This window comes from Ruegeria sp. ABV3_008 (assembly GCF_056161185.1).
In genome coordinates this window covers 13,875-36,330 of record NZ_JBSWYP010000007.1, presented here as the reverse complement: position 1 = coordinate 36,330, position 22,456 = coordinate 13,875, and the positions used below count along the sequence as shown (strand labels likewise).

The 22,456-nt window shown below is 59.5% G+C and carries 20 protein-coding genes; 11 read left to right on the top strand and 9 right to left on the bottom strand.

What is annotated here, in order from left to right; translation table 11 throughout:
* Window positions 1–11: 11 nt before the first annotated feature.
* Both ACXAH8_RS13230 and ACXAH8_RS13225 read right to left on the bottom strand, forming a co-directional pair.
* Window positions 12–773, bottom strand: coding sequence for an ABC transporter permease (locus ACXAH8_RS13230; RefSeq protein WP_170642333.1), 762 nt, complete (start codon window positions 771–773; stop codon window positions 12–14).
* Complete coding sequence (locus tag ACXAH8_RS13225) at window positions 770–1,699, bottom strand: ABC transporter ATP-binding protein (RefSeq protein ID WP_170481060.1); 930 nt, start codon at window positions 1,697–1,699, stop codon at window positions 770–772. The genes ACXAH8_RS13230 and ACXAH8_RS13225 overlap by 4 nt, the downstream gene beginning before the upstream one ends.
* A 126-nt stretch (window positions 1,700–1,825) precedes the next feature.
* On the opposite strand from ACXAH8_RS13225, the gene ACXAH8_RS13220 reads away from it, so the two are divergent.
* Window positions 1,826–2,935 (top strand): CaiB/BaiF CoA transferase family protein, encoded by a 1,110-nt coding sequence (locus ACXAH8_RS13220; protein WP_475219105.1) that lies wholly within the window; start codon window positions 1,826–1,828, stop codon window positions 2,933–2,935.
* Between the two features lie 57 nt (window positions 2,936–2,992).
* Here ACXAH8_RS13220 and hemE read toward each other — a convergent pair whose 3' ends face one another.
* A complete protein-coding gene (hemE, locus tag ACXAH8_RS13215; RefSeq protein WP_170469275.1) occupies window positions 2,993–4,027 on the bottom strand; it encodes a uroporphyrinogen decarboxylase in 1,035 nt (344 codons plus the stop codon).
* 106 nt (window positions 4,028–4,133) lie between these two features.
* On the opposite strand from hemE, the gene hemC reads away from it, so the two are divergent.
* Window positions 4,134–5,096, top strand: a complete 963-nt coding sequence (gene hemC, locus ACXAH8_RS13210; protein WP_475219103.1) for a hydroxymethylbilane synthase — start codon at window positions 4,134–4,136, stop codon at window positions 5,094–5,096.
* Window positions 5,097–5,325: 229 nt separating this feature from the next.
* Here the strand turns inward: hemC and ACXAH8_RS13205 are convergent, their stop codons facing one another.
* Genes ACXAH8_RS13205 through ACXAH8_RS13180 form a run of 6 tightly spaced genes read right to left on the bottom strand, consistent with a single transcriptional unit; the run spans window position 5,326 to window position 10,772 of the window.
* Window positions 5,326–6,597 carry an aspartate aminotransferase family protein gene (locus ACXAH8_RS13205; RefSeq protein WP_475219100.1) on the bottom strand — a complete coding sequence of 424 codons (1,272 nt, stop codon included), beginning with the start codon at window positions 6,595–6,597 and terminating at the stop codon, window positions 5,326–5,328.
* Between the two features lie 27 nt (window positions 6,598–6,624).
* Window positions 6,625–7,734, bottom strand: a complete 1,110-nt coding sequence (locus ACXAH8_RS13200) for a mandelate racemase/muconate lactonizing enzyme family protein (RefSeq protein ID WP_475219098.1) — start codon at window positions 7,732–7,734, stop codon at window positions 6,625–6,627.
* Entirely contained in the window at window positions 7,731–7,988 is a 258-nt protein-coding gene (locus ACXAH8_RS13195; protein ID WP_170553940.1) for a cupin domain-containing protein, read from the bottom strand. Before ACXAH8_RS13195 ends, ACXAH8_RS13200 begins: the two co-directional genes overlap by 4 nt.
* A 23-nt stretch (window positions 7,989–8,011) precedes the next feature.
* A complete protein-coding gene (locus ACXAH8_RS13190) occupies window positions 8,012–9,118 on the bottom strand; it encodes a mandelate racemase/muconate lactonizing enzyme family protein (protein ID WP_475219096.1) in 1,107 nt (368 codons plus the stop codon).
* Window positions 9,115–9,693 (bottom strand): dimethylsulfonioproprionate lyase family protein, encoded by a 579-nt coding sequence (locus tag ACXAH8_RS13185; protein WP_475219094.1) that lies wholly within the window; start codon window positions 9,691–9,693, stop codon window positions 9,115–9,117. Before ACXAH8_RS13185 ends, ACXAH8_RS13190 begins: the two co-directional genes overlap by 4 nt.
* Window positions 9,690–10,772 (bottom strand): alcohol dehydrogenase family protein, encoded by a 1,083-nt coding sequence (locus ACXAH8_RS13180; RefSeq protein WP_475219092.1) that lies wholly within the window; start codon window positions 10,770–10,772, stop codon window positions 9,690–9,692. Before ACXAH8_RS13180 ends, ACXAH8_RS13185 begins: the two co-directional genes overlap by 4 nt.
* A 137-nt stretch (window positions 10,773–10,909) precedes the next feature.
* Between ACXAH8_RS13180 and ACXAH8_RS13175 the strand changes: the two genes are divergently transcribed.
* The 9 genes from ACXAH8_RS13175 (at window position 10,910) to ACXAH8_RS13135 (ending at window position 22,313) form a co-directional block, all read left to right on the top strand.
* The gene (locus tag ACXAH8_RS13175) at window positions 10,910–11,797 is read left to right on the top strand and encodes a MurR/RpiR family transcriptional regulator (RefSeq protein WP_475219090.1); all 888 of its coding nucleotides are present in this window, start codon (window positions 10,910–10,912) and stop codon (window positions 11,795–11,797) included.
* Between the two features lie 200 nt (window positions 11,798–11,997).
* Entirely contained in the window at window positions 11,998–12,642 is a 645-nt protein-coding gene (locus tag ACXAH8_RS13170; protein WP_475219086.1) for a DUF4129 domain-containing protein, read from the top strand.
* Window positions 12,639–13,949 carry a hypothetical protein gene (locus tag ACXAH8_RS13165; RefSeq protein ID WP_475219082.1) on the top strand — a complete coding sequence of 437 codons (1,311 nt, stop codon included), beginning with the start codon at window positions 12,639–12,641 and terminating at the stop codon, window positions 13,947–13,949. Before ACXAH8_RS13170 ends, ACXAH8_RS13165 begins: the two co-directional genes overlap by 4 nt.
* Complete coding sequence (locus tag ACXAH8_RS13160) at window positions 13,939–14,895, top strand: AAA family ATPase (protein ID WP_475219078.1); 957 nt, start codon at window positions 13,939–13,941, stop codon at window positions 14,893–14,895. The genes ACXAH8_RS13165 and ACXAH8_RS13160 overlap by 11 nt, the downstream gene beginning before the upstream one ends.
* 23 nt (window positions 14,896–14,918) lie before the next feature.
* Window positions 14,919–16,175, top strand: a complete 1,257-nt coding sequence (locus ACXAH8_RS13155; protein ID WP_475219461.1) for a DUF58 domain-containing protein — start codon at window positions 14,919–14,921, stop codon at window positions 16,173–16,175.
* Window positions 16,175–17,170 carry a stage II sporulation protein M gene (locus ACXAH8_RS13150; RefSeq protein WP_170691651.1) on the top strand — a complete coding sequence of 332 codons (996 nt, stop codon included), beginning with the start codon at window positions 16,175–16,177 and terminating at the stop codon, window positions 17,168–17,170. Before ACXAH8_RS13155 ends, ACXAH8_RS13150 begins: the two co-directional genes overlap by 1 nt.
* Window positions 17,167–18,060, top strand: a complete 894-nt coding sequence (locus ACXAH8_RS13145) for an RDD family protein (RefSeq protein ID WP_475219076.1) — start codon at window positions 17,167–17,169, stop codon at window positions 18,058–18,060. The genes ACXAH8_RS13150 and ACXAH8_RS13145 overlap by 4 nt, the downstream gene beginning before the upstream one ends.
* A 117-nt stretch (window positions 18,061–18,177) precedes the next feature.
* Window positions 18,178–18,981 (top strand): hypothetical protein, encoded by an 804-nt coding sequence (locus tag ACXAH8_RS13140; RefSeq protein ID WP_475219074.1) that lies wholly within the window; start codon window positions 18,178–18,180, stop codon window positions 18,979–18,981.
* 146 nt (window positions 18,982–19,127) lie between these two features.
* Window positions 19,128–22,313 carry an ATP-binding protein gene (locus ACXAH8_RS13135; RefSeq protein WP_475219459.1) on the top strand — a complete coding sequence of 1,062 codons (3,186 nt, stop codon included), beginning with the start codon at window positions 19,128–19,130 and terminating at the stop codon, window positions 22,311–22,313.
* The last annotated feature ends 143 nt before the right edge of the window (window positions 22,314–22,456 follow it).

Sequence of the window (22,456 nt, the reverse complement as noted above, 5' to 3'; positions counted from 1 at the left end):
CGCAAAGCGATCTAGCTGCGGATGCGCCAGCCCGTTTTGAAAATCCACCAGATGATCGCAAGGCACAGTCCAGTGAAGGCCACGATGGCCAAAAGGCTGAACACGATCGGTACATCTGCCAGCCCATAAAACGACCAGCGGAAGCCCGAAATCAGGTAAACCACCGGGTTGAACAGGGTGATCGTTTGCCACAGTGGCGGCAGCATCGAGATCGAATAGAACGTGCCGCCAAGAAAGATCAGCGGGGTGACAACCAACTGCGGAACCAGCGACATCTGCTCAAAATTGCTGGCCCATATCCCGATTATGAACCCCAACAGCGAGAAGCTGAGGCAGGACAGCACCAGAAACGCGGCCATCGCCAGCGGATGCTCGATCCGGATGTCGACGAAGAATGTCGCCGTCACAAGGATCACCAGACCGACGAACAGCGCCTTGGTGGCGGCCGCGCCTACATAACCTATGACAATCTCGATGAAATTGACCGGGGCAGAGAGCAACTCATAGATCGTGCCCAGAAACTTTGGGAAATATATCCCAAAAGACGCGTTCGAAATCGCCAGCATGACCACCGACAACATGATCAGCCCGGGCACGATGAATGCCCCGTATGATACGCCCTCCACCTCTTGAATCCGGCTGCCAATGGCCGTGCCGAAGACCACAAAATACAGTGAGGTCGACAGGACCGGCGACAGAAAGCTCTGTGCCAAGGTGCGGAAGAAGCGGGCCATCTCAAACCGGTAGATGGCGGCAATGGCGGTCCAGTTCATGCGGCCTCTCCCGACACCAGATTGACGAATATCTCTTCCAGACTGGATTGTCTTGTCTGCACATCCCTCAGAACCAGCCCCGATTGGGCCACGTCATTCAGCAGCGTTGTGATCCCGGTCCGATCCGCATTGGTGTCATAGGTATAGATCAGCGCATCGCCATTGCCGTTCAGAACCAGATTATGCGCAGCCAACCCGTCCGGTATGGCCGAGATCGGCTCGGTCAGCATGACCTCGATCTGTTTCTTACCCATCTGCGCCATCAAGGTTTTCTTGTCCTGCACCAGCAGCAGCTCACCTTTGTCGATGACACCCACACGGTCAGCGATGGCTTCGGCTTCTTCGATGTAGTGCGTTGTCAAAATGATGGTGACGCCCGCCTGCTTCAGCTCGGCGACGATCTCCCACATATCCTTGCGCAGCTCGACATCGACACCGGCTGTCGGCTCATCCAGAAACAGAATGCGCGGTTCATGGGCCAAGGCCTTGGCGATCAGAACGCGACGCTTCATGCCCCCGGACAGTTCCTTGATCGCGTTCTTGCGTTTATCCCACAACGACAGTTTGCGCAGGATCTCTTCGATCCGCGCGCTGTCATTGCCATAGCCAAACAAACCTCGGGAAAACCGGACCGTATTGTAGACCTTCTCGAACGGCTCCAACGCGATCTCCTGCGGCACCAGCCCGATCATTTTGCGGGCGGCGCGGAACTCGGCCTGTATATCATGCCCACCGACCGAGACACTGCCCGAGGTCGGCGTGGTGATCCCGCAAATGGTCGAGATCAGCGTTGTCTTCCCCGCCCCGTTCGGCCCGAGCAGAGCAAGGATTTCACCTTCCTCAATGTCCAGCGACACGCCTTTCAGCGCCTCAAACCCGTCCGCATAGGATTTGCGCAAATCCTTAATCGACAAAATGGTGGTCATGCCTGTTTCCCCGTTCTGGCAGAGACCCTATCGTTTCGCCTCCCGGTGGAACAGGCCAATTTCGCACAGAGCTCTGCGCAGAATTGCTGTAGGGTCCGGGCAACGCAGCACTTGCCGGAGACATCCATGCTGAACGGAATACGCATTATCGAGATCGAAGGCCTGGGTCCCGGCCCTTTCGCCGCCATGCTTCTGGCCGATCTCGGCGCGGATGTGATCACCATCCACCGCAAGGGCGGCGGCGTGATACCCGGCATGCCGGAACGCTCGGTGCTGGACCGGGGCAAACGGTCCATTGCGCTTGATCTCAAGGATGCAACCGACCTGAACACCGCCAAGGAACTCATCACCACCGCCGATGCGCTGATCGAAGGCTTCCGCCCCGGCGTGATGGAGAAACTGGGACTGGGGCCAGTAATCTGCCAAGCTCTGAACCCCAAACTGGTCTACGGTCGCATGACCGGTTGGGGACAGGACAGCCCTTTGTCCAAAACCGCCGGGCATGACCTGAACTACATCGCCCTTTCGGGCGCGCTTTGGTACGCGGCGCAACCTGAAACACCTCCGCAAACCCCAGCAACCCTCGTCGGCGACATTGGCGGCGGCGCGATGTATCTGGTCACCGGCCTCCTCGCTGGTTTGCTCAACGCCCAGCGCACCGGTCAGGGCACCGTCGTCGATGCGGCCATCTACGATGGTTCGGCGCATATGATGAACCTTCTGATGAGCATGCGCCAAACCGGAAACCTGTCAGAAACGCGCGGCCAAAGCCTGCTCGACGGTCCACATTGGAGCCGCACCTACCGCTGCGCCGATGATGGCTTTGTGACGGTCCAGTGCCTTGAGCCAAAATTCTATGCCGAATTCCTGAACATTCTGGGCCTGTCACAAAACCCCGACTTGCAGGAGCAATTCAACTCCAAACTCTGGCCGGACCAAACGAAGAAACTGACAGACCTGTTCCTGAGCAAACCCCGAGACCACTGGGCCGCGCTGTTTCACGAAACCAATGCCTGCGTCGCCCCGGTACTTGACCCGATTGAGGCGCAAAACCACCCCATGAACACCACCCGCCAAACCTGGCAATCTGTGGATGGCACCTTGCAAGCCGCCGCAGCGCCCCGTTTCTCGACCACGCAATGGAGTGCCAAACCCAGCCCGGCCCGAGGCGAACACACCCAAGACATTCTGGACGAGCTCTCCGCCCAGAACCGATCCGCCCCTTCCTCTGGCTAAAAATATCCCGGGGGATGAATTGGCCGAAGGCCAAGAAGGGGGCTGGCCCCCTTCCCTTTACCGCCCGCGCACCGTGTCGATCATCAATTGCACGTTCTCAGGATCCGCATCCGGCGTAATCCCATGGCCGAGGTTGAAGATATGCGGTCCTTTGGAGAACGCCTCAACAATCCGCCGCGTCTCATCCACCAGCGCTTGACCGCCCGTCACCATATGGGACGAGGCCAAGTTCCCCTGCACACAGCCATCTACCTGCACATGCGCCGCCGCCCAGTCAGGCGCGACCGAGTTGTCCAGCGCGACGCAATCCACACCGGTTGCCTTGGCGAACCCGACATAGCCTTCGCCCGCTTCACGCGGGAAGCCAATGACTGGAATACCGGGATGGCGTGCCTTAATGGCCTGCGTGATCACGCGGCACGGCTCAACCGCGTATTTCTGGAACGCGTCGCCCTTCAGCGACCCGGCCCAGCTGTCAAAGATCTTGACCACCTCGGCCCCGGCCTCGATCTGAGCCGACAGATACTCGATCGTCGCCAGTGTAATCCGCTCCAACAGAGCCTCAAACAGGGCGTTATTCTCCTCGCGCAGCGCATGCGCAGGACCCTGATCAGGCGTGCCGCGCCCTGCGATCATATAGGTCGCGACAGTCCACGGCGCGCCTGCAAATCCGATCAACGTGGTCTCGGACGGCAATTCCTTCGACAGGATACGCACGGTTTCATAGACCGGGGACAGGGTCTCATGAATGTCCTCAACCGGCTTCAACACGTCAAAGTCGGATTGCTGCGTGATCGTCGAAAGGCGCGGGCCTTCGCCTGTGACAAACCACAAATCCGCACCCAGCGCTTGGGGAACCAGTAGGATGTCAGCAAACAGGATCGCGGCGTCAAACCCATAGCGGCGAATGGGCTGCAACGTGACCTCGGCTGCCAGTTCAGGATTGTAGCAAAGCGACAGGAAATCCCCGGCCTGCGCGCGGGTTGCGCGGTATTCCGGCAGATACCGCCCGGCCTGACGCATCATCCAGATCGGCGGAATCTCCTGAACCTCTCCGGCCAGTGCCCGCAGCAATTTCTTCGTCTCAGCCATCATCGCCCTCAATCTTGCGTTTCGTCCACGGGTCGGCGCTCAGTGGCAATTTGTCAAGCACTGCCCCCATTGTCAGGGCAATGTGACGCGACTAAAGCTGGTGTCCATGACACTGACTCTGCCCACCCCCGCATCGCCGCTGAAAATTGGCACCCGAGGCTCTCCGCTGGCTTTGGCACAAGCTTATGAGACCCGCCAGAGGCTGCGCAATGCATTTGGGTTGAGCGATGAGGCGTTTGAGATCGTGGTGATCAAAACCACCGGCGACAACCGCGCCATGATCGACGCAGATCGCCCGTTGAAAGAGATCGGCAACAAAGGCCTTTTCACGAAGGAAATCGAAGAGGCGATGCTGCGCGGCGATATCGATATCGCCGTTCATTCGACCAAGGATATGCCCGTCGAACAGCCCGCTGGGCTGGTGTTGGATACGTTTTTGCCTCGAGAGGATGTGCGCGATGCGTTCATTTCCGCGCAATTCACCTCGATCCACGACCTGCCCGAGGGCGCCGTTGTCGGCACCTCTTCCCTGCGGCGTAGGGCTCAATTGCTGAACCGCCGCCCTGACCTGAATGTGGTTGAATTTCGTGGCAACGTGCAGACCCGCCTAAAGAAACTGGCGGACGGCGTGGCTGATTGCACCTTTCTGGCCATGGCCGGAATCCGTAGACTGGGGATGGAGGACGTCCCTGCCACCGCGATTTCGACGGACGATATGCTGCCCGCCATCGCGCAAGGCGCGATCGGCATTGAACGCCGCGAAACAGACAGCCGGGCCGCCGAACTGCTTGAAGCGATTCATCACGCTGAAACCGGTCAACGTCTGACAGCGGAGCGTGCGCTACTGGCCGGGCTGGACGGATCTTGCGAGACCCCCATCGCCGGGCTTTGCGAAATCGAGAACGGTCAAATGCGGCTGCGGGGCGAGGTTCTGCGCGCCGACGGATCAGAGGCTATTGCGGAAAACACAACGGGCGCAATTGAAGACGCCACCGAGATGGGCTGGGAAATGGCCGGCACTCTGCTGCGTCAGGCAGGCCCCGGTTTCTTCGATTGGAAAAAATCCTAAATAATTTTAGCCAAAGTGAACTTGTTCACTGTGGCATTCCGAAAAGACAGGCATTAATAGGCCATACCGGTTGCAAGACCGGATAGCCTCGAAAGTATCGAAAGTTTTCAGATTGTTGGTGTTTTAACAAGTATTCGAGGGGGCGAGGCTACGCCCAGACTGCAATAGGTGAACGGGTCGCTGTCATGTTCGACAGCGGCCCGTTTTCTTTTGATCAGCACACCTTTTATCAACCCAGTGCCGCAACGGCCCGTTTCACAGCTTCGCGCGTTTGTTCCAGATCGGTCTCAGTCACCGCCAGAGACGGGTAGAGTTTGCCCGGAGATTTGAAAATCCCATTCTCCCGAAGGACATCATTGTAGAGCGCGTTCCGTTTTGGGTCGTCATGTCTAGCGCTGCGGTAGTCGCGGCAGGGGGTTTCGGTGAAATAGACGTCAAACAGCGTTTCATCGCCGCAGATCTGATGGGGAATACACGCTTTGGTTAGCTCATCCACCTGCATCTGCTGCAGGGCCGCGCCTGTTGCGCGCAGCTGCTCATATGTCCCCTCGCGCCGCAGAATCTCCATCGTTTTCAACCCGGCGACCGAGGCCACAGGGTTGCCCGACAGAGTGCCCAGCTGCATCAGCCATCCGGCCTCACCCACCTGCGATTTGTCGAAATGCTTCATGATCTCAGCGCTTGCGCCCAGCGCAGCCAGAGGAAAACCGCCGCCGGTGATTTTACCCAGCGTGCAGATATCGGGCGTCACACCAAACCGTTCCTGCGCCCCGCCATAGGCCAGACGGAATCCGGTGACGATCTCATCAAAGATCAGCAGCACATTGTATTTGTCGCACAGCGCGCGCAGACCCTGCAGATATCCCGGCAGCGGGGGAATGATGCGCTGCAAAGGCTCTGCCATGATCGCGGCGATATCGTCATGTTCGTTTAGTAAGGTCTCGACCGCCTCAAGGTCGTTGAAGGGCGCGATCAGCATCTGTTCGGCGACGCCTGAAGGAATACCAGCACTGTCAGGCACGGCTTGCGGGAAATTCACCTCGCGACTGGGGGCGAGGCTCATCTGCGCCTCGGCGCTCATACCGTGATAGCCGCCTTCGAATTTCAGGATCTTGTCCCGCCCGGTATAGGCGCGGGCCAGACGGATCGCGTACATATCCGCCTCGCCGCCCGAAGCGACAAAGCGCACCTGTTCACAACAAGGCACGGCGTCGATGATCGCCTCGGCCAGTTCGACCCCTTTGCTGTTATTTGCAAAGAAGGTCATGCCCTTGGGCAGTTGCTCCATAACGGCCTCAAGCACTTCGGGGTGGCCATGACCCAAAAGCATCGGGCCGGAGCCGATCAGGTAGTCGATGTATTCGTTGCCATCCTCATCCCAGACGCGGCTGCCTTCGCCGCGTGAGATCATGATGCCGGGGTCGAAATTGCCGAAGCCACCCGCAGGCAGAGCCGCCTTGGCGCGGTCGATCCATTCGGATTGAGTGTTGATCTTGAGCATATCACGCGATCTCCATCGTCAAGAAAATCAGAGTCTGTAAACGGCCGCCGGGGCGCCCAGAGCGTCTTCGTCGGGATGCACACCAAGGCCGGGCGTTTCGGGCAGATGCAGATGGCCGTCCACGTTGCGCGGGCCGCGCCCGCCTGCGATGTCGACGGTGATCATGTCCTGACAGGCCCAGACGGCGTGGCAATTGTCATCTGGGACGGTGGCGGCCAGATGCAACGCCTCGGTATCGGCCAGCACGGACCCTCCGGTCGCCATGACGAACATTTCGATCCCATGGGCCAGCGCAATGTCCCGCATCCGCGCAGCCTTGGTCAGCCCACCGACCCGGTTCAGCTTGATCCCGAATATCTCGGCCAGACCATCCCGCGCAATCCGGGCGGCGTCCTGCAAGGTGACAAGCGATTCATCCACCGAGACAGGCGAGGCATGTTTCGCCGATATCGCTGCGATGTCGTCCAGTGTCTCGCCCGGCTGTTCGAAAATCACGTTCAGGTCCTCACAGGCGCTCATCACTCTCAGGGCCTGCTGTCGGGTCCAGCCTCGATTGACGTCATAGAGGACAATTTCACCCGGTCGGCGGAGGCTTTCCACATCCCGAACGCGGGCGATGTCTCTCTCCACATCGCCACCAATCTTGACCGAATGCGCGATGTAACCCCGGCTACGATAGCGTTCGATGACTTCGCGGGTTTCTTCAACGGTTTTTGCCCCGACGGACGAGGCAATCGGGCGCGGCGTGCGCGAGCCTCCGCCCATCAGATCAGCAATCGGCAGGCCCGCCGCCTGACCGGCGACATCCCAACACGCCATATCAATCGGGCTTTTGGCATAGAGGTGACCGGGCAGAGCAAGGTCCATCGCGCGTTCGACCTCCAGCAGCTTGCGGGGATCAAGACCCAGAATGAACGGAGCCATGGTTTCGATCCCGGCCCGGATACCCGGCCCATGTGCCGGCACATAGGTGTGGCCCCAGGGCGTGCCTTCACCCCATCCCGTCAGGCCCACATCCGTTTCAACCTTCACTATCGTTGCGTCGAGATTTTCAAACTTCAGCCGTCCGCCAGACAGCCAGTAGGGATGCTCCAGCGGCAGATCGACCTGAAAAACCGTTAGTCGAGTGATCTTCATTTCAGTTCCACTTCGACAAAGGACATGGGGTGGTCCCCCGCGTTGATCACATTGTGCTCGACCCCTTGGTCCCGGCGGTAGGATGTTCCGGCAGGCACTGTCACCTCATTGACCGTTCCATCAGGCAATTCCAAACGCATGTGGCAATCGGTGACGGCGGTGATCACATAGTCCATCGCATGGCGGTGCCAGCCGGTTTCAGCGCCGGGGGCAAAGTCAAACCGCGTGACCCGTACGCGCGCGTCGTCAATCATCTGGGTTGCTTTGGCTTGGTCTCTCACAGGCGGAACTCCTCTACCGGTGCGCCTAGGCTTTCGAAATCCGGCACAACCCCCAAACCAGGCGTATCCGAGGCATAGAGCTTGCCATTCCGAGACTCCGGGCCGCCAATTCCGGTCGACCGGGTGTTATAGTTCATCAAATCAGTCGTGTTTTGAAGATACTCGGGCGGGGTCGAGGCCGCAAAATGCGCCACGACCGCGCTTGTGATTTCACCTCCCCAGGTGTCTTCACTGACCACAGGAATGCGGTTCTCGACCAGATAGTCGCGCACACGTCGCGCCTTGCTGAGCCCACCGAGGTTCGAGATTTTCAGACAGCAGATCTCGGCCCCGCGATCGGTAACAATCCGTTGCGCCATATGGATGCCGGTTACGCATTCGTCCAGCTTCATCGGTTGTTCGGCGACACGGCGGACCTGCTGACATTCTTCATAGGTGCGGCAGGGCTGTTCGAGGATGAAATCCAGATCCCGCGTCGCGCGCGCCACCCGGATGGCATTGTCGACCCGCCAGCCCTGATTGGCATCCGCCATCGCCTTTTCACCCGGTTGCAACAAAGGAACCGTGGTGCGGATACGGTCAATATCGGTGGCCCAGTCGCCTCCGACCTTGACTTGAAATTGCCGGTAGCCCTGATCGCGATAGGCATTCATCTCGGCCACGGTCTCATCTAACGCCTTTTGCGGCGCGACGCGGTACATGGGCGCGCCGTCGGTCAGCTTTCCACCCAGCAGCATCCAGACCGGCTGATCACAGGCCTGGCCCAAGATATCCCAGCAGGCCGCATCAAACGGAGCCTTCGCGTAGCCATGACCCTGCACCAGATGATCCATCAATTGCTCGATCCGGCCAACCTGACGCGGGTCTTCCCCCAACAAATGCGGCGCGACCAGCCGCGTCAGCGCCACAACGCCTTCGGAATGCGCGACCATGTAGTTCTCGCCGCAGGGCGTGAACTCGCCACAACCTTGTAAGCCTGCATCCGTGTCGATGACCACGACCGAGGCCGTCGCCGTTTCAATGGCGTTCCCCGCGCCCCAGACATAGGCCCCGCCAACATAGGGCAGCCCGGTCTGTAACACGCGGATCCGGGTGATCTTCATGCTGCGTCCATTCTGGGCAGATCGCCCATCCCTTCGCCACGCCAAAGCACGAAGGTCAGGATCGGCTGATCCGTCGTGATCATCGCGTGGCTTTGCCAACTTTCATGACTGCGGGTCTGACCCTCGGCCACAAACGCCTCGTCCCCATCGACTTTGAACAGAGCACCCCCGGCCAGCGTCAGGTAAAGCTCCTCCGCCTGATGGCTGTGCCAGTCATAAGCAAGACCCGGCCCCCAATAGCCGACATAACCGCGCAGCTGGGTTGAATGAAAATGACCGGTCGGGCCGAACAATTCGTAGTAGCCATAGCGGCTGAGGAACTCGGCACCGACCTCCTCCACCGTGTAGGTGTGTTTCCACTGGGCCAAATGCGTGGCCGCCTTGATCGCCTCGACCAAGGCCTGCGTCTCTGCACTGCCCGAGAGTGTCAACTCGCGCACTTGATCTGCGGCAGGGATGTGGTTCGGTTCCAGTTCCGACGCCGACAGGTCCGACGGCCACGTACCAAAGGCAGACAGATCGGGATGTGTTTGATGCACCAACTGCGCGGCCCGCAGCACATCATCCAAGGTCATGGGATCACCACGATATTGCCGGTGTGTTGCTTGGCGATGAACGCAGCTTGCGCGTCCCGAAGCTCCTCAAGCGGATATGTGGCTGCCAAGGCCGGTTTGATCTCACCCGCTTCAATGTACTTCACAAGGTTCTGCATGACCTGCGGGTCAATCACAGTTGAGCCTGTGAAGGTCAGATCGCGTAGGTAGAACGTGCGCAGGTCAAACTCGACCATCGGGCCAGCGATGGCACCCGAACAGGTGTAGCGCCCGCCCCGTTCCAGAATGTCGATCAGCTTCGCCCAGTAGGGACCACCGACCACGTCGGCCACCACAGTGATCTTCTCATCGCCCAGCGCAGCACGCAGATTGTCTGGCGCGCGCGGCAGGATCATGTCTGGACCCAGAGCGGCAACATCGGCATGTTTCGCCTCGGACGCCAACGCGATCACCCGCGCACCACGCCGCTTGGCCAACTGCACGAGCGCACCACCAACACCACCAGAGGCTCCCGGCACCAGAACCGTGTCTTTCTCCGTGACATTTGCCCGGGTCAGCATGCCCTCGGCCGTGGAATAGGAGCACGAGAAGGTCGCAAGCTCGGCATCCGACAGGTCTGATGTGATCGGCACCGCATTGACGGCCAGCGTCGTTGCGTATTCGGCAAAGCCGCCATCCCGCTCGGACCCATAGTAGCCCGTTTTGTCCATATTGCTGGGATCATCCGGATCGCGCAGCCAGCCATCGGTGATCACCCTTTGACCAATCCGCGCCACATCCACGCCCTCTCCTACGGCAACAATTTCACCGCAGATATCGGCACCCTGAATACGGGGGAAAGTAATCGGTGCGCCGCCCCAGGTCGGGTCATCCTCACCCACCTCTTCAAACGCACCGCCCGTGGTCGCATCTGTGACAGTCTTGGAGTACCAGCCCGAGCGTGTGTTCACATCCGTGTTGTTCAACCCGCAGGCGGCAACCTTGATCAACACTTCACCAGCAGCGGGCTCCGGGCGAGGCCAGTTTTCATGCAGCACCATCTGCTCCAACCCGCCGTGACCCATGGTCACCATCGCCTTCATTGTGTCAGGCAAACTCATCCAGTAGTCTCCTCAAATGCGCCGCAGGTCGGCAGAGGTGTTTCGGGGGCCACAAACCGGCGTTTTCCATCATCTTGGTGCGCCCAGTGTGCGAATCTGCTCGACAGGCTAATTTCACAAGTGTACCACGGTCAACAATGAATGACACAAATGTATCATCAATCGTTCTGGACCGTCTGGCCGAGGAATGGGAGGCCCTGACGCCCGAGGCCCAAAAGGCCGCGCGCTATGTGTTGGAGAACCCGACCGATGTCGGTGTCTCGACCGTGCGTGAAATTGCCGAAGCCGCCAATGTCAAACCCAACACCTTTGTCCGCATGGCGCGACAAGTCGGCTTTGAAGGCTATGAGGATTTTCGCGCCCCGTTCCGGCAGGCGATCCGGCAAGGGTCGGTCTCATTTCCTGACCGCGCACGGTGGCTTCAGGACATCGGAAAGTCCGGCGAGCTGGGCGGGCTTTACGCCGACATGATCGGCGCAGCGATCCGCAATATCGAAGAGACCTTTGCCAGGATCGACGCCAAGCAATTGCAGGCAGCCGCCGAGGATATCTGGAACTGCCGACAGATCTTTACGCTGGGCGTTGGGGTGAACAACTCAAACGCCCGCAACTTCACCTATCTCGCCTCGACCGGCATGAAGCAGTTTCACGCCATTCCCCGTTCCGGCTCGACCCCCGTGGACGATCTGGCTTGGGCGGATGAACAGGACGTACTCATTGCGATTACCTGCCACCCCTATCGGACCGAAGTGATCGAGGCGATCAAGCTGGCGCGCCAGCAAGGTATGACGGTCGTTGGCATCTCGGACAGCCCGGCCAGCCCGGTGATCCTGAACGCACAGCACGGGTTTGTTCTTTCTGCGGACACGCCGCAATTCTTCCCCTCGTCAGTCTCGACCATTGCTGTGCTTGAGACGCTTTTGTCTTTTGTAATCGCCGTTTCCAGTGATGAGATCGTCGATCGGGTAGCGCGGTTCCACCAGCGCAGGCATGAGCTTGGTCTCTATGCGGAAGAGCCCGAATAGTCACACCCGACCTCGCTCTGCAAACCTGTCATGAAATCGCCACATGGGCGCGACAAACACCTGTCGAGTGCCCGCCGTGGTCAATCCATGCGCGAAGCACATTCTGTCGATTGCATGCATGACGAGAGTGAACTAACGATAGCCCAATGCGTTTTTTGACGGCCTTATTTCTATCGTTTCTTTTCTGCGGTCCCACACTGGTGACAGCGCAAGAAAAAGCGCTTTCCCCAACCGAGCTTAGCCCCTCGGGGCAGGACTATCTAAAGGCCGTTCGCTATCGCGGGATCGACACGAATGTAGTGTATTTTGACCCCACCCAACCGGCACCTCCGCTGGACACCAAATTCTCACCAATACCTGACGAAGAGTCTCAAACCGTCTCGCTTGATACCAACTGGACGATGGGGATCGTCTCGGCACTGGTTCTGGCCGTGTTGGCGTGGATCCTGTACCTCAGCGTGGGCCGAACGTCAGTTTCTTTCCGGTCGGGGGCGGGCAACGCAAAGCGCGACGGAAAGCCGTCAGTGGACACGCCCGAGACAGACGAGGAATTGCCCGATCTGGACACCATTCTAAGGCAGGAGGATCGCAACCAGGCGGTCGTCGGGCTGGCGCAACTGGTCCTGACCCGCTGCCTCAACGCCAATGAGGTTCTTTTCAAGCGCAGCTGGACCCATCGCGAGGCGCTGCGCAGCCTGCCGCAGAGCCTCTGGTACATCCCGGATCTGCGCGCACTGGTGCTGGAAAGTGAACGGGTGCATTTCGGCCATCGCTCCATCAGCGATCCCGACTTCAATGCGCTGCTGGCACGCATCCGCCCAATCCTGCGCGAGGTCCGCGAATGAGCGATACGGCCAACATTGCAGCAACCGAGCGGGTCCGGGTCGACTGGATCATCTTTGGCATCATCGGCGCGTTGTGCATCGGCATATTTCTTTATGTGATGGCAGGTCGACAATATGCGCTTCGCGACTCCTCGACCGGATTCGACGGGCTAGAGCTGTGGCTGCGCGATCAAGGCCACACGGCGCAGAGTTTTACCGGTGGCTGGCCGCTGGACCGCAGCACCATCGGCCTGCTGATCCAGCCCATCTATGACACCCAGCCGGGCAAAGATCGGGCACGCGCGCAGACCAAAGACGAACTGCTACTGCAACCGGATGAGTTCGATCAGACTCTGGACGTGATCCGCGACAAGGCGCAGTCCACCCCCAGCCTTGTGATCTTGCCCAAATGGCGCTCAGGCCTGAGGTTGACCGGGTTGGGGCACCCTATTCTGTTGTCCCCCGAAGAAGGGATCGAGGGCGTGTTGCATGGGATCGTTGGCTCGGATGTTGGCAAAATCCGCTCGGCCCGTGTTCCGTTCACCGATTTCGACGTGACCTCTGACGATGCGCTGACCGCCCGCCTCTACGCGGCGCAGGTCTTTGACGGGCAAGGCTGCGAGCCGCTGGTGGGCCGTCGGGGCGCTATGGTTCTGGGCCTTTGCTCGCTGCCGGGCGATGGTGAGCAGCAGAAGGTCCATGTTCTGTCCGACCCGGATTTGTTGAACAACCATGGGCTGGCTCTGGGCGACAATGCCCGGATCGCGACGCAAGTGCTGCCCGAGATCGCGGGCGAGAAGCGGATCATCATCGACTATAGCGACCGCAACTGGCTGACTGACCCGCAACAGCAAGTCGCACGCGAACGCACCTGGGACGACCTGAAACGCCTGTTCGAACCGCCCTTCCTGACCCTGTGGATCGGCGCGGGTCTTCTGTTGGCCCTCGCGGTCTGGCGCGGTGGCGTGCGCAGCGGACCGGTTGCGGATCTGTCTTTGGGTCTCGGGTCAGGCAAACGAACTGCCAATCGGGTCCGTGCGCGGCTGATGCGGATGACCGATCAGGACGGTGCATTACTGTCGGACTTCATCGACACCCGGCTGCGCGCCCGCGCGGCATCGGTGTTCGGTACATCCCACGCCCTGCGCGGCACGCCTGAGGACGCGTACCTCACCTACGTTCGCGCCCGAAAACCGGACCTTACCGCAGAACTGGAAGATCTGATCGCATCCATCCGCGCCCTCCCCCCGCATCTGGGGCCGGAACATGCCATTCCTTATGTGGACCAATTTGAGTTGATACTGGAGCAACTTGCCGATGACGCTTGATGAATTGTTTTCCCATGCCGAAAGCCTGCGGGCCGAGATCGGCAAAGTTGTGCAAGGCCAGGAAGAGGCGGTTGACCTGCTGCTGACGGCGCTGTTTGCGCGCGGTCACGTGCTGCTTGAGGGGCCTCCGGGTACGGCCAAGACGCTGCTGGCGCGCAGCTTTGCGGGGGCACTGAACCTTGAGTTCGGGCGCATTCAGTTCACGCCTGACCTGATGCCGGGCGATGTTCTGGGCACCTCGATCTACAATTTCCAGACCAGCGAGTTTGTTCTGACCAAGGGCCCCGTCTTTAGCCAGATCCTGCTGGCAGACGAGATCAACCGCGCGCCGCCCAAGACCCAAGCTGCCTTGCTGCAGGCGATGAACGAACGCATGGTGACCATCGATGGCACCGACCACTCGCTGGGGTCCGAGTTCATCGTGGTCGCCACCCAAAACCCGATTGAACAACAAGGCACCTACCCGCTGCCCGAGGCGCAGCTGGACCGCTTCCTGTTCAAGGTGAACCTCAGCTTCCCGCCCGAAGACGTCGAACTGTCGATCCTGCGCAAACACGCCAATGCACCGCTGGATCCCCTGAGCGCAACGCAAGCAGTGCGCCCTCTGCTGGATGCCCCGACGATGGCAGCGGCCCGGAAGTTGATTGATGAGATCGTGCTGGATGACGATATTCTGGCCTATATTCTGCGTCTGGTGCTCGCCACACGGGAAAGCGCGGATATCGCCTTTGGCGCCTCGACCCGCGCGGCGGATGCCATCGCCGGAGCGACCCGTGCAACGGCGGCCTTGAACGGGCGCGATTTTGCCATTCCTGATGACGTCAAAACCCTGATCATCCACGCGCTGCAACACCGCATCGTTCTGTCCCCCGCCGCCGAAATCGAAGGGCGCGGGCCGCAGCAGGTATTGGAGAACATCGTCAACCAGATTGAGGCCCCCCGCTGATCCGGCCTTCGCGCATATTGCTGGTGGCGGCCTGCGTGGCGCTTGGCCTGTCACTGGTCGCCGTTGTCATGGGCGATGCAACCCGTGCCGTGGCCGGGGTGCCATGGGTGGTTCTGTGCGTGCTTGCAATCGGCGACCTGCTGCTGTCTTGGCCGCGCCGCCGTTCGGTCTCGGTCGAGCCGCTGGGTGATATCTTCGTGGGCGAACAGGATGAGATCACCCTGACCGTCAGTCCTGCGACCTCGGGCATGATCGGGCAGGTACACTGGCCCGAAGGGATCGAAGGACCGGCCCGGTTCGACCTGTCCAGCGGTCAGGTGAGTATTCCGTTTCGCGCCATTCGCCGGGGAAAATGGCGCCTCTCGCATCTATGGCTCAGCTGGTCTTCCAGGTTCAAACTGTTCGAATTCGTCCCGAAAATCGCCTTTGGGCTTGAACTGGCGGTGGTGCCTAACATCCGCCGTGTTCAATCGGGTGAGATTTCGACAACGGTTCAATCGCGGCTGTTCGGCGTAAAGGAAAACCGCGCCATCGGCGAGGGCACCGAATTTCACCAATTGCGGGATTTCGTCCCCGGCATGGATGCGAACTCAATCGACTGGAAGCGGTCCGCGCGGCATCGGTCTTTGGTCGCCAAAGAGGTTCGGGCCGAGCGCAACCACCATGTCATCATCGCCTTGGACAACGGCTATCAGATGCGCGAGGAGATTGTGGGCCTGCCCAAGATCGACCATGCCATCACCGCGGCACTTGCCACCGCCTGGGCCGCAGCCATCGGGGGGGATCTGGTCGGGCTCTATGCCTATGACGCCAAGCCGCGCATGTTCCTACCCCCCGAACCGGGCCGCGCGGCGTTCACCCGATTGCGCAGCCGCACGGCCGAGCTACAATATGAAAGCGTCGAGACCAACCACACCCTCGCTATGACCGAGCTGAACGGGCGCACCCCGAAGCGCAGTCTGATCATCGTGTATTCGGATTTCGTCGATACCACCTCAGCCGAATTGATGGTCGAGAACATCAACGCGCTGGCCAAGCGGCACCTGATCGTTTTCGTCACCCTGCGTGATCCGATCCTCGAGGCGCAGGTCAACACGGCCCCACAGGACATGAACGACGTGGCCGAGACCGTCTCGACCGGGCAGCTTCTGCGCGAACGTCGCCTTGTGCTGGAACGGCTGCAACAGATCGGTGTGACAGTGATTGACGCCGAACCTGGCGAGATCTCGGCGCGATTGATCTCGACCTATCTGGAAATCAAAGCGCGAGAGATGATCTGATGTCTGATGCTGATCTGATCCGCTCGGCCCGGTTCCGGCAGGAACGCGAAAGCGACTGGAGACGCTTGTCCGATCTCGTTGACAAGGCCGAAGGTCAGGGCCTGCACCGCATGAGCTTTCAAGAGGCGCGTGATCTGGCCGACCTCTACCGGCAGGCCACAACGTCCCTGTCCATCGCGCGCGAAATCTCATTGGACCGTGGGCTGCTGGAATATCTCGAGGCGCTGACAAGCCGCGCCTATCTGAGTGTCTACGCCCCGCAACAACGGCTGGGCGGGATCATCCGCAAGTTCATGACCAGCGGTGGGCCACAAGCGATGCGGTCCTCCTGGCGCGTCACCCTTCTGGGGTTTCTGTGCATGGCGGCTGGCGCTATCGCCGGGTATTTCTTCTACTTCGACAATCCCGAATGGTTCTTTGTCTTCATGCCCACCGAACTGGCCGGAGGGCGCGGGCCGGACGCCAGCACGGACTATCTGCGCTCGGCCATCTACGGAGAGGAAGACGGGTCCGGGCTGGGGGCTTTTGCCACTTACCTGTTCTCGCACAACACACGCATCGCGATCTTTGTATTTGGGCTTGGGGCATTCCTCTGCGCGCCAACGGTTCTTTTGCTGTTCTATAACGGCCTGATTCTGGGCGTGTTTTACGCGCTGCACATTGATCGGGGCTTGGGCTGGGACCTGTTTGGCTGGCTGTCGATCCACGGCGTGACCGAGCTGTCAGCGATCTGCATCGCGGGCGCGGGCGGTTTGAAACTGGGCCTCGCCGTACTGTTCCCCGGCCAGCTCACACGCCGCGCGGCATTGCGGGCCGCCGGGCATGATGCGGTGAAACTGGCGCTTATCGCCGCCATGATGCTGGTTGCCGCCGCTCTGCTGGAAGGTTTCGGCAGGCAGTTGGTACAGGACCGCACCACACGCATTGCGATCGGCTGGGGGATCGGCGCGCTGTGGCTGCTGTGGTTCTGCTTGGGCGGAAGGAAGCGGTCATGACGCAACCCAAGCTCGACCGTCTGCTGCCACCCGAGGGTGTGCCACTCTATTTCCGGGTTGCGGGTGTGGGTGTGCGCATGGCCGCCCAATTCGCCGACATCCTGATTACTGGGGTCGGTGCCATCGCCCTCTTCCTGCTTTTGCTGGCCATCGAAGTTGTCCCGCCCGAGGCGCTTGTGGCAGTGGCCGCGATGCTGTTCTTCGTCATCCGAATCCCCTACTACGCCGCGTCCGAGTTAGTGTGGAACGGTCAGACCATCGGCAAGCGCATGATGAAGATCAAGGTTGTCTCGGCCGATGGTCAAGCGCTGACAACGCAATCCCTCGTCGTTCGTAACCTGATGAAAGAGGCCGAGATTTTTCTGCCCGGCACTCTGGTTCTGACCTTGAATGCCGAGGCTCTGATCCCGTCGCTGATCTCGCTCGCCTGGGTGCTGGGCGTAGTAGCGGTACCGGTGTTCAACAAACGTAGCCAACGGCTGGGGGACATTATCGCAGGCACCTATGTGATCCACCTTCCCAAGCCGATCCTGCTCCCGGATATGTCCAAAGCGATCAAACCCGCCACCGCCACCCAGCCCCGGTTCCAGTTTCTGACCCATCAGCTTGAGCACTACGGCGCGTTCGAATTGCAGACCCTCGAAGGGTTTCTACGCGGCGCAGCACGCTCGACCGGGCCCGAGGCACACAAACGGAAAAAGGAAACCATGGCCGCAATTGTCGAGCAGGTCCGGCGCAAGATCGACTATGCCGATGCGGTACGACCAGAAGACCAGCTTGCCTTTCTCGAGGCCTTCTACAAAGCACAACGCGCCTTTCTGGAACAGCGCCAGTTGTTTGGCGACAAACGCGCCGACAAATTCCACGCCGAGGCAGACAAACAAGGCTAACCACGCCTGTTGCAGATTTACCCAAGCGAGAAGCAGAAAAACGAAACTCGTCTTGAGGATGAACCCGTTCTCAAGGCTCTATCAGAGACAGAACATTAGAATGGTTTGGAACAAAAAATGACAGATACAGCCAATCCCGAATACCCCGAGGCTCACATGCCCCTAGGCGTCGGAGCCATTGTCGGCGAGACGTTTTCTATCTTTTTCAAAAAGCTCCACCTTGTGCTTCTGCTGGGATTCATTCCTGCCCTGATCGAAGTCATTGTGAACAATTACACGGTGGCGCAGTCTTTCGACGATATTGGCACCGCGAGTTTCGACAATACCGCCTTCTATTCTGGCGTGATCGTGTCGGCTCTGATCACATTGCTCGCATATGCCGTCACCACGGCTGTGATCATACAGTTCGCCTATGACGCAAAATTGGGGCGTGCGGCGCGTATTGGCAGCTATTTCTCGGCGGCTGTCGTCAACCTGCCCGCCATTGCAGTTCTGTCGATCGCAACGACGATCTTGTATTTTATCGGCCTTGTTTTTCTGGTCGTGCCGGGTATCTGGATCTACGCCGTATTTTCCGTCATCGTACCGGCCATTGTGATCGACAGGGCCGGGTTTGGTGCGATGGGACGTAGCGCGACTCTGACCAAGAACTACCGTTGGCCCATCATCGGCGCGCTGATCCTGATGGGTCTATGTATTGTGCTGGTCGTCATGGTAGTCACATTTGCCTTTGCAGCCGCGTTCGGATTCTCCGGAATTGCTGATCCAACGGCATCTTTGGGTCCCTGGGTCTTTTTTGAGGCCGCGCTCAACGCGATTGCCTACGGTTGGCTCAGCATCACCATCGCGCTGATCTTTGCTCGCCTGAAGGAGATCAAGGAAGGTGTCAGCGTCTCAGATCTGGTGGACGTGTTCAAGTAAGTCCACGCCCCGCAGCCCGGTCACAGGGCTGCGGGCATCTGCGCGTCTCTGCGTGACATTTTCGCGTACATTTCACAGGCCAATCACACCAACATGTCCGCAACGGCTGGCGGCGCGTGCTTTGCTGCTGTATCACTCCGGTGGTAATGCAGGACGGCGGGGTCATATCTTCACAACAACAGGGCGATCTGGGGCAGCGGCGCCAGGTCTCTGTCCTGTTTGCGGATATGGTTGGCTATACGTCGATCGTCTCGAAACTGGACGAAGAACAAGCGTTGGAGTTTGTGCGTCTGGTCTACGACACCCTCTCGGGTGCGGTATCTCAGCATGGTGGTACAGTCCGCGACTTTGCCGGGGACAGCATCATGGCGCTGTTCGGCATCCCTGACGCGCTAGAGGACCCGGCCGAACGGGCCTGCCGCGCCGCCGACGCCATTCATCACGCTTTCCATGCTTCCGCCCAAAAGATCGAGGCCCGCTTTGGTGTGCGCCCTCAGATGCGGGTCGGCATCAGTTCCGGCACGGTTCTGATGGCCGCCGTACAGGGCGCGGACGGGCCTGCAACAGCGGTGGGAAGCACGGTCAACATGGCCTCGCGCATCGAAAACCTGGCACCCTCGGGTGGTACGCTGATCTGCGACAAGACCCGCAGCCTTGTCGAATGGGTGACTGAGCTGCGCTTTGATGGGGAACATCAACTCAAAGGTCTCACTGTCCCTCAGAAATTGTGGCAACTACAATCCGTACGGGCCGATGCCTCGCGATTTGATGCCTCGGTCGCGCGTGGTCTTAGCACCTATGTGGGGCGTGACAGCGAGCTGACCCAATTGGCCGATGCGCTGGCTCAGGCGCGCAACGGCGTTTCGGTGGTGGATCTGGTGGCGGAACCAGGCTTGGGAAAAACCCGGCTTGTGTTCGAATTCCTCAACCGCCTGCCCCGCGATCAGATTGATGTCCTGACAGGCTATTGTTTTGCAGATCGGCAGCAGGTTCCCTTCCTGCCGATCATCGAGATTGTCCGAACCGGGTTCCGCATCAAGGATCAGGACAACCCGACCCGCATCGCCTACAAGATTGAGACCGGCCTGAAGGCTTGGGAGTGCTTTTCTCAACAGAACCTGGGCCTGCTGATGAACCTGCTTGGCCTGACGCCCCCTCCGGACGCATTGGACGGGCTTGACGGCGTTCTCATTGGCCTACGCACCCGTGAATTACTGCCTGAACTGCTAAAGGCGCGATGCGCCAAACAACCCGTGATCCTGTTCATCGAAGACAGCCACTGGATCGACAGCGCCTCGGAAGAGCTGTTGCAGGGCATCGTCAACCGGTCGGACCTGACCAACCTGTTGCTGATCCAGACCCACCGCCCGGAATACACGCCTGCTTGGCGCGATGACGACAAGGTTCGAACCATCGCGCTGAAACCTCTGGTGACCGAGGATTTCGCCAACCTGGCGCGCAACCGGCTGGGCGTAACCACTCTGCCTGTGGGGCTGGACAGGCAACTGGCCGAACGTGCCGGTGGCAATCCGCTGTTTGGCGAAGAAATCCTAACCTATCTGCTGGAACAAGGCAGTCTGCGGGTCGACGCTGCCGAAGCGCATCTGGATATCGACATGGCGCAAGCCGACCTGCCGGCCAGCATGTTGAACCTGCTGACCGCCCGCGTTGATCGTCTGTCAACCGAGGATCGGGACCTGCTGCAAGCCGCCGCCGTAATTGGGCGACGGTTTGATCCGGGTCTGCTCTCACAACTGGCCAAAGACCCTGCTGAAACCGGTGACGCCCTGCAGCGACTTCAGGCTCAGGACGTGTTGTATCGCGACGAAAACTCCTCGGACTACGTGTTCAAGCATGTCCTACTGCGCGATGCTGTATATCAAAGCCTTGTAGCTACCCGCCGCGCGGGCCTGCATCTTGAAGTGGCCGAGTGTCTGGTTCTGCGCAACGCAAACCGCCTGCAGGAAGTGGCCGAAATGCTGGCCTATCATTACAGCCAGACAGACCAGACCGACAAAGCGTTCCGGTATACGGCGATGGCCGGGGACAAGTCTCTGGGCGTCTACTCGCTGGATGAGGCCAACAATTACTACACGGCGGCCTATGCTCTATACGAAAGCGACCCGGACTGCGCTTCAAAGACCGAGTTCGCTGAGTTTCTGGCCAGCTTTGCGCTGTGTTCGAACATCTCGCTCAGGGTCAAAACGATCATTGACCTTGCCGGGTCCGTACGCCCCATCCTTGAGCAGGTGGGCGACAGCTCTCATCACGCGCTGTTCCTGCACCACTACGTGTCCTGCCTTGTCTGTAATGGCAAATACCGCGAGGCCCACTGGGTGCAACAGGATCTGACCGCCATGGCTGAGCGCCTGGGCGATCCGGCCTCACGGGCCTATGCCATGGTGAATGAGCTTTCGGTGTCGATCTATTTCTCGCCGATTTCAAACGCCGAGTTCGAAGCCAAAGCGCGCGTGATCGAGGCCGAACTGGAAAAGATCGACGACGCCTATATCCAGAACTTTTACCTCGCCACCATCGGTTGGAACGAACTGACCCGAGGACGGGTGGCCCGCGCGCACGCCACGGCAGACAAGATGATTGCGCTGGGCACGAAGACCAACGACCCAAGGGCTTTGGGCTATGGCACAGCGATGAAAGCCCTGATCGCCATGGTTGCCGATGACCACGAAAAAGCGCTGGCCATCGCGGAAGAGGCGCACAAGGCTTCAAAAGTCGAGTTCGAGCGCGCCATCGCCGAGGCCGCCCGCGTATCAGCCATGGTGCCCACGGAAACACCAGGCGCGATCGAGATCATTGAGGCCCATATCGCCAATTGCAATGAACACGGCTGGACCCTGTTCACCATGGGCCCGGCAACGATGCTTGGGGTTGCCTATGCCCTGAAGGGACGCATTGCAGACGGGCTACGGCAGATCGAACGAGCTGTTCAAAAGCGCACGGACGAAGGCACCAAAGTGTCGGCCGATTGGGCGCGTTTGTTCCTATGCGAAATGTACCTTGCCATCCTGACGGGTGAGGGCGGAGCGTCGGCTGGCGTCTTTCTCCGGAATTTCCGCTCGATCCTTTGGGTGCTGTTCTTTGGTGAAAAGAAACTGGTTGCTATGCTGGACGAGGTGCGCAGCAACCCCCAATTCGACGACAAAGGGCACTATATAGCCCGCTGCGACATGATCCTTGGGTTGCTCTACAAAGCCCGCAAGAAGAAGCAATTGGCCGTGCAACACCTGAGCAAAGCCCGCGTCATTGTTGAGACTGCAGGCCAATCCCCGATGCTGTCCCGGATCGACACGGCTCTGGCTGAGCTGGCGTAGCAATCTATTGGAAAAGCGCCAGAATTTGAGGTTACGGCGGAGATGATGAGCCGCAAAACTATGCCCGCAAGTTGTTAATAAAAATACATTAAATATAGAAAACAGCAGGTTAAACCACAAAAAATACCGAACTGAGCTCGATT

Coding starts and splice junctions, on each gene's coding strand:
- ACXAH8_RS13230 (WP_170642333.1), bottom strand. CDS start 773: ATGAACTGGACCGCCATTGCCGCCATCTACCGGTTTGAGATGGCCCGC.
- ACXAH8_RS13225 (WP_170481060.1), bottom strand. CDS start 1,699: ATGACCACCATTTTGTCGATTAAGGATTTGCGCAAATCCTATGCGGAC.
- ACXAH8_RS13220 (WP_475219105.1), top strand. CDS start 1,826: ATGCTGAACGGAATACGCATTATCGAGATCGAAGGCCTGGGTCCCGGC.
- hemE (WP_170469275.1), bottom strand. CDS start 4,027: ATGGCTGAGACGAAGAAATTGCTGCGGGCACTGGCCGGAGAGGTTCAG.
- hemC (WP_475219103.1), top strand. CDS start 4,134: ATGACACTGACTCTGCCCACCCCCGCATCGCCGCTGAAAATTGGCACC.
- ACXAH8_RS13205 (WP_475219100.1), bottom strand. CDS start 6,597: ATGCTCAAGATCAACACTCAATCCGAATGGATCGACCGCGCCAAGGCG.
- ACXAH8_RS13200 (WP_475219098.1), bottom strand. CDS start 7,734: ATGAAGATCACTCGACTAACGGTTTTTCAGGTCGATCTGCCGCTGGAG.
- ACXAH8_RS13195 (WP_170553940.1), bottom strand. CDS start 7,988: ATGATTGACGACGCGCGCGTACGGGTCACGCGGTTTGACTTTGCCCCC.
- ACXAH8_RS13190 (WP_475219096.1), bottom strand. CDS start 9,118: ATGAAGATCACCCGGATCCGCGTGTTACAGACCGGGCTGCCCTATGTT.
- ACXAH8_RS13185 (WP_475219094.1), bottom strand. CDS start 9,693: ATGACCTTGGATGATGTGCTGCGGGCCGCGCAGTTGGTGCATCAAACA.
- ACXAH8_RS13180 (WP_475219092.1), bottom strand. CDS start 10,772: ATGAGTTTGCCTGACACAATGAAGGCGATGGTGACCATGGGTCACGGC.
- ACXAH8_RS13175 (WP_475219090.1), top strand. CDS start 10,910: ATGAATGACACAAATGTATCATCAATCGTTCTGGACCGTCTGGCCGAG.
- ACXAH8_RS13165 (WP_475219082.1), top strand. CDS start 12,639: ATGAGCGATACGGCCAACATTGCAGCAACCGAGCGGGTCCGGGTCGAC.
- ACXAH8_RS13160 (WP_475219078.1), top strand. CDS start 13,939: ATGACGCTTGATGAATTGTTTTCCCATGCCGAAAGCCTGCGGGCCGAG.
- ACXAH8_RS13150 (WP_170691651.1), top strand. CDS start 16,175: ATGTCTGATGCTGATCTGATCCGCTCGGCCCGGTTCCGGCAGGAACGC.
- ACXAH8_RS13145 (WP_475219076.1), top strand. CDS start 17,167: ATGACGCAACCCAAGCTCGACCGTCTGCTGCCACCCGAGGGTGTGCCA.
- ACXAH8_RS13140 (WP_475219074.1), top strand. CDS start 18,178: ATGACAGATACAGCCAATCCCGAATACCCCGAGGCTCACATGCCCCTA.
- ACXAH8_RS13135 (WP_475219459.1), top strand. CDS start 19,128: ATGCAGGACGGCGGGGTCATATCTTCACAACAACAGGGCGATCTGGGG.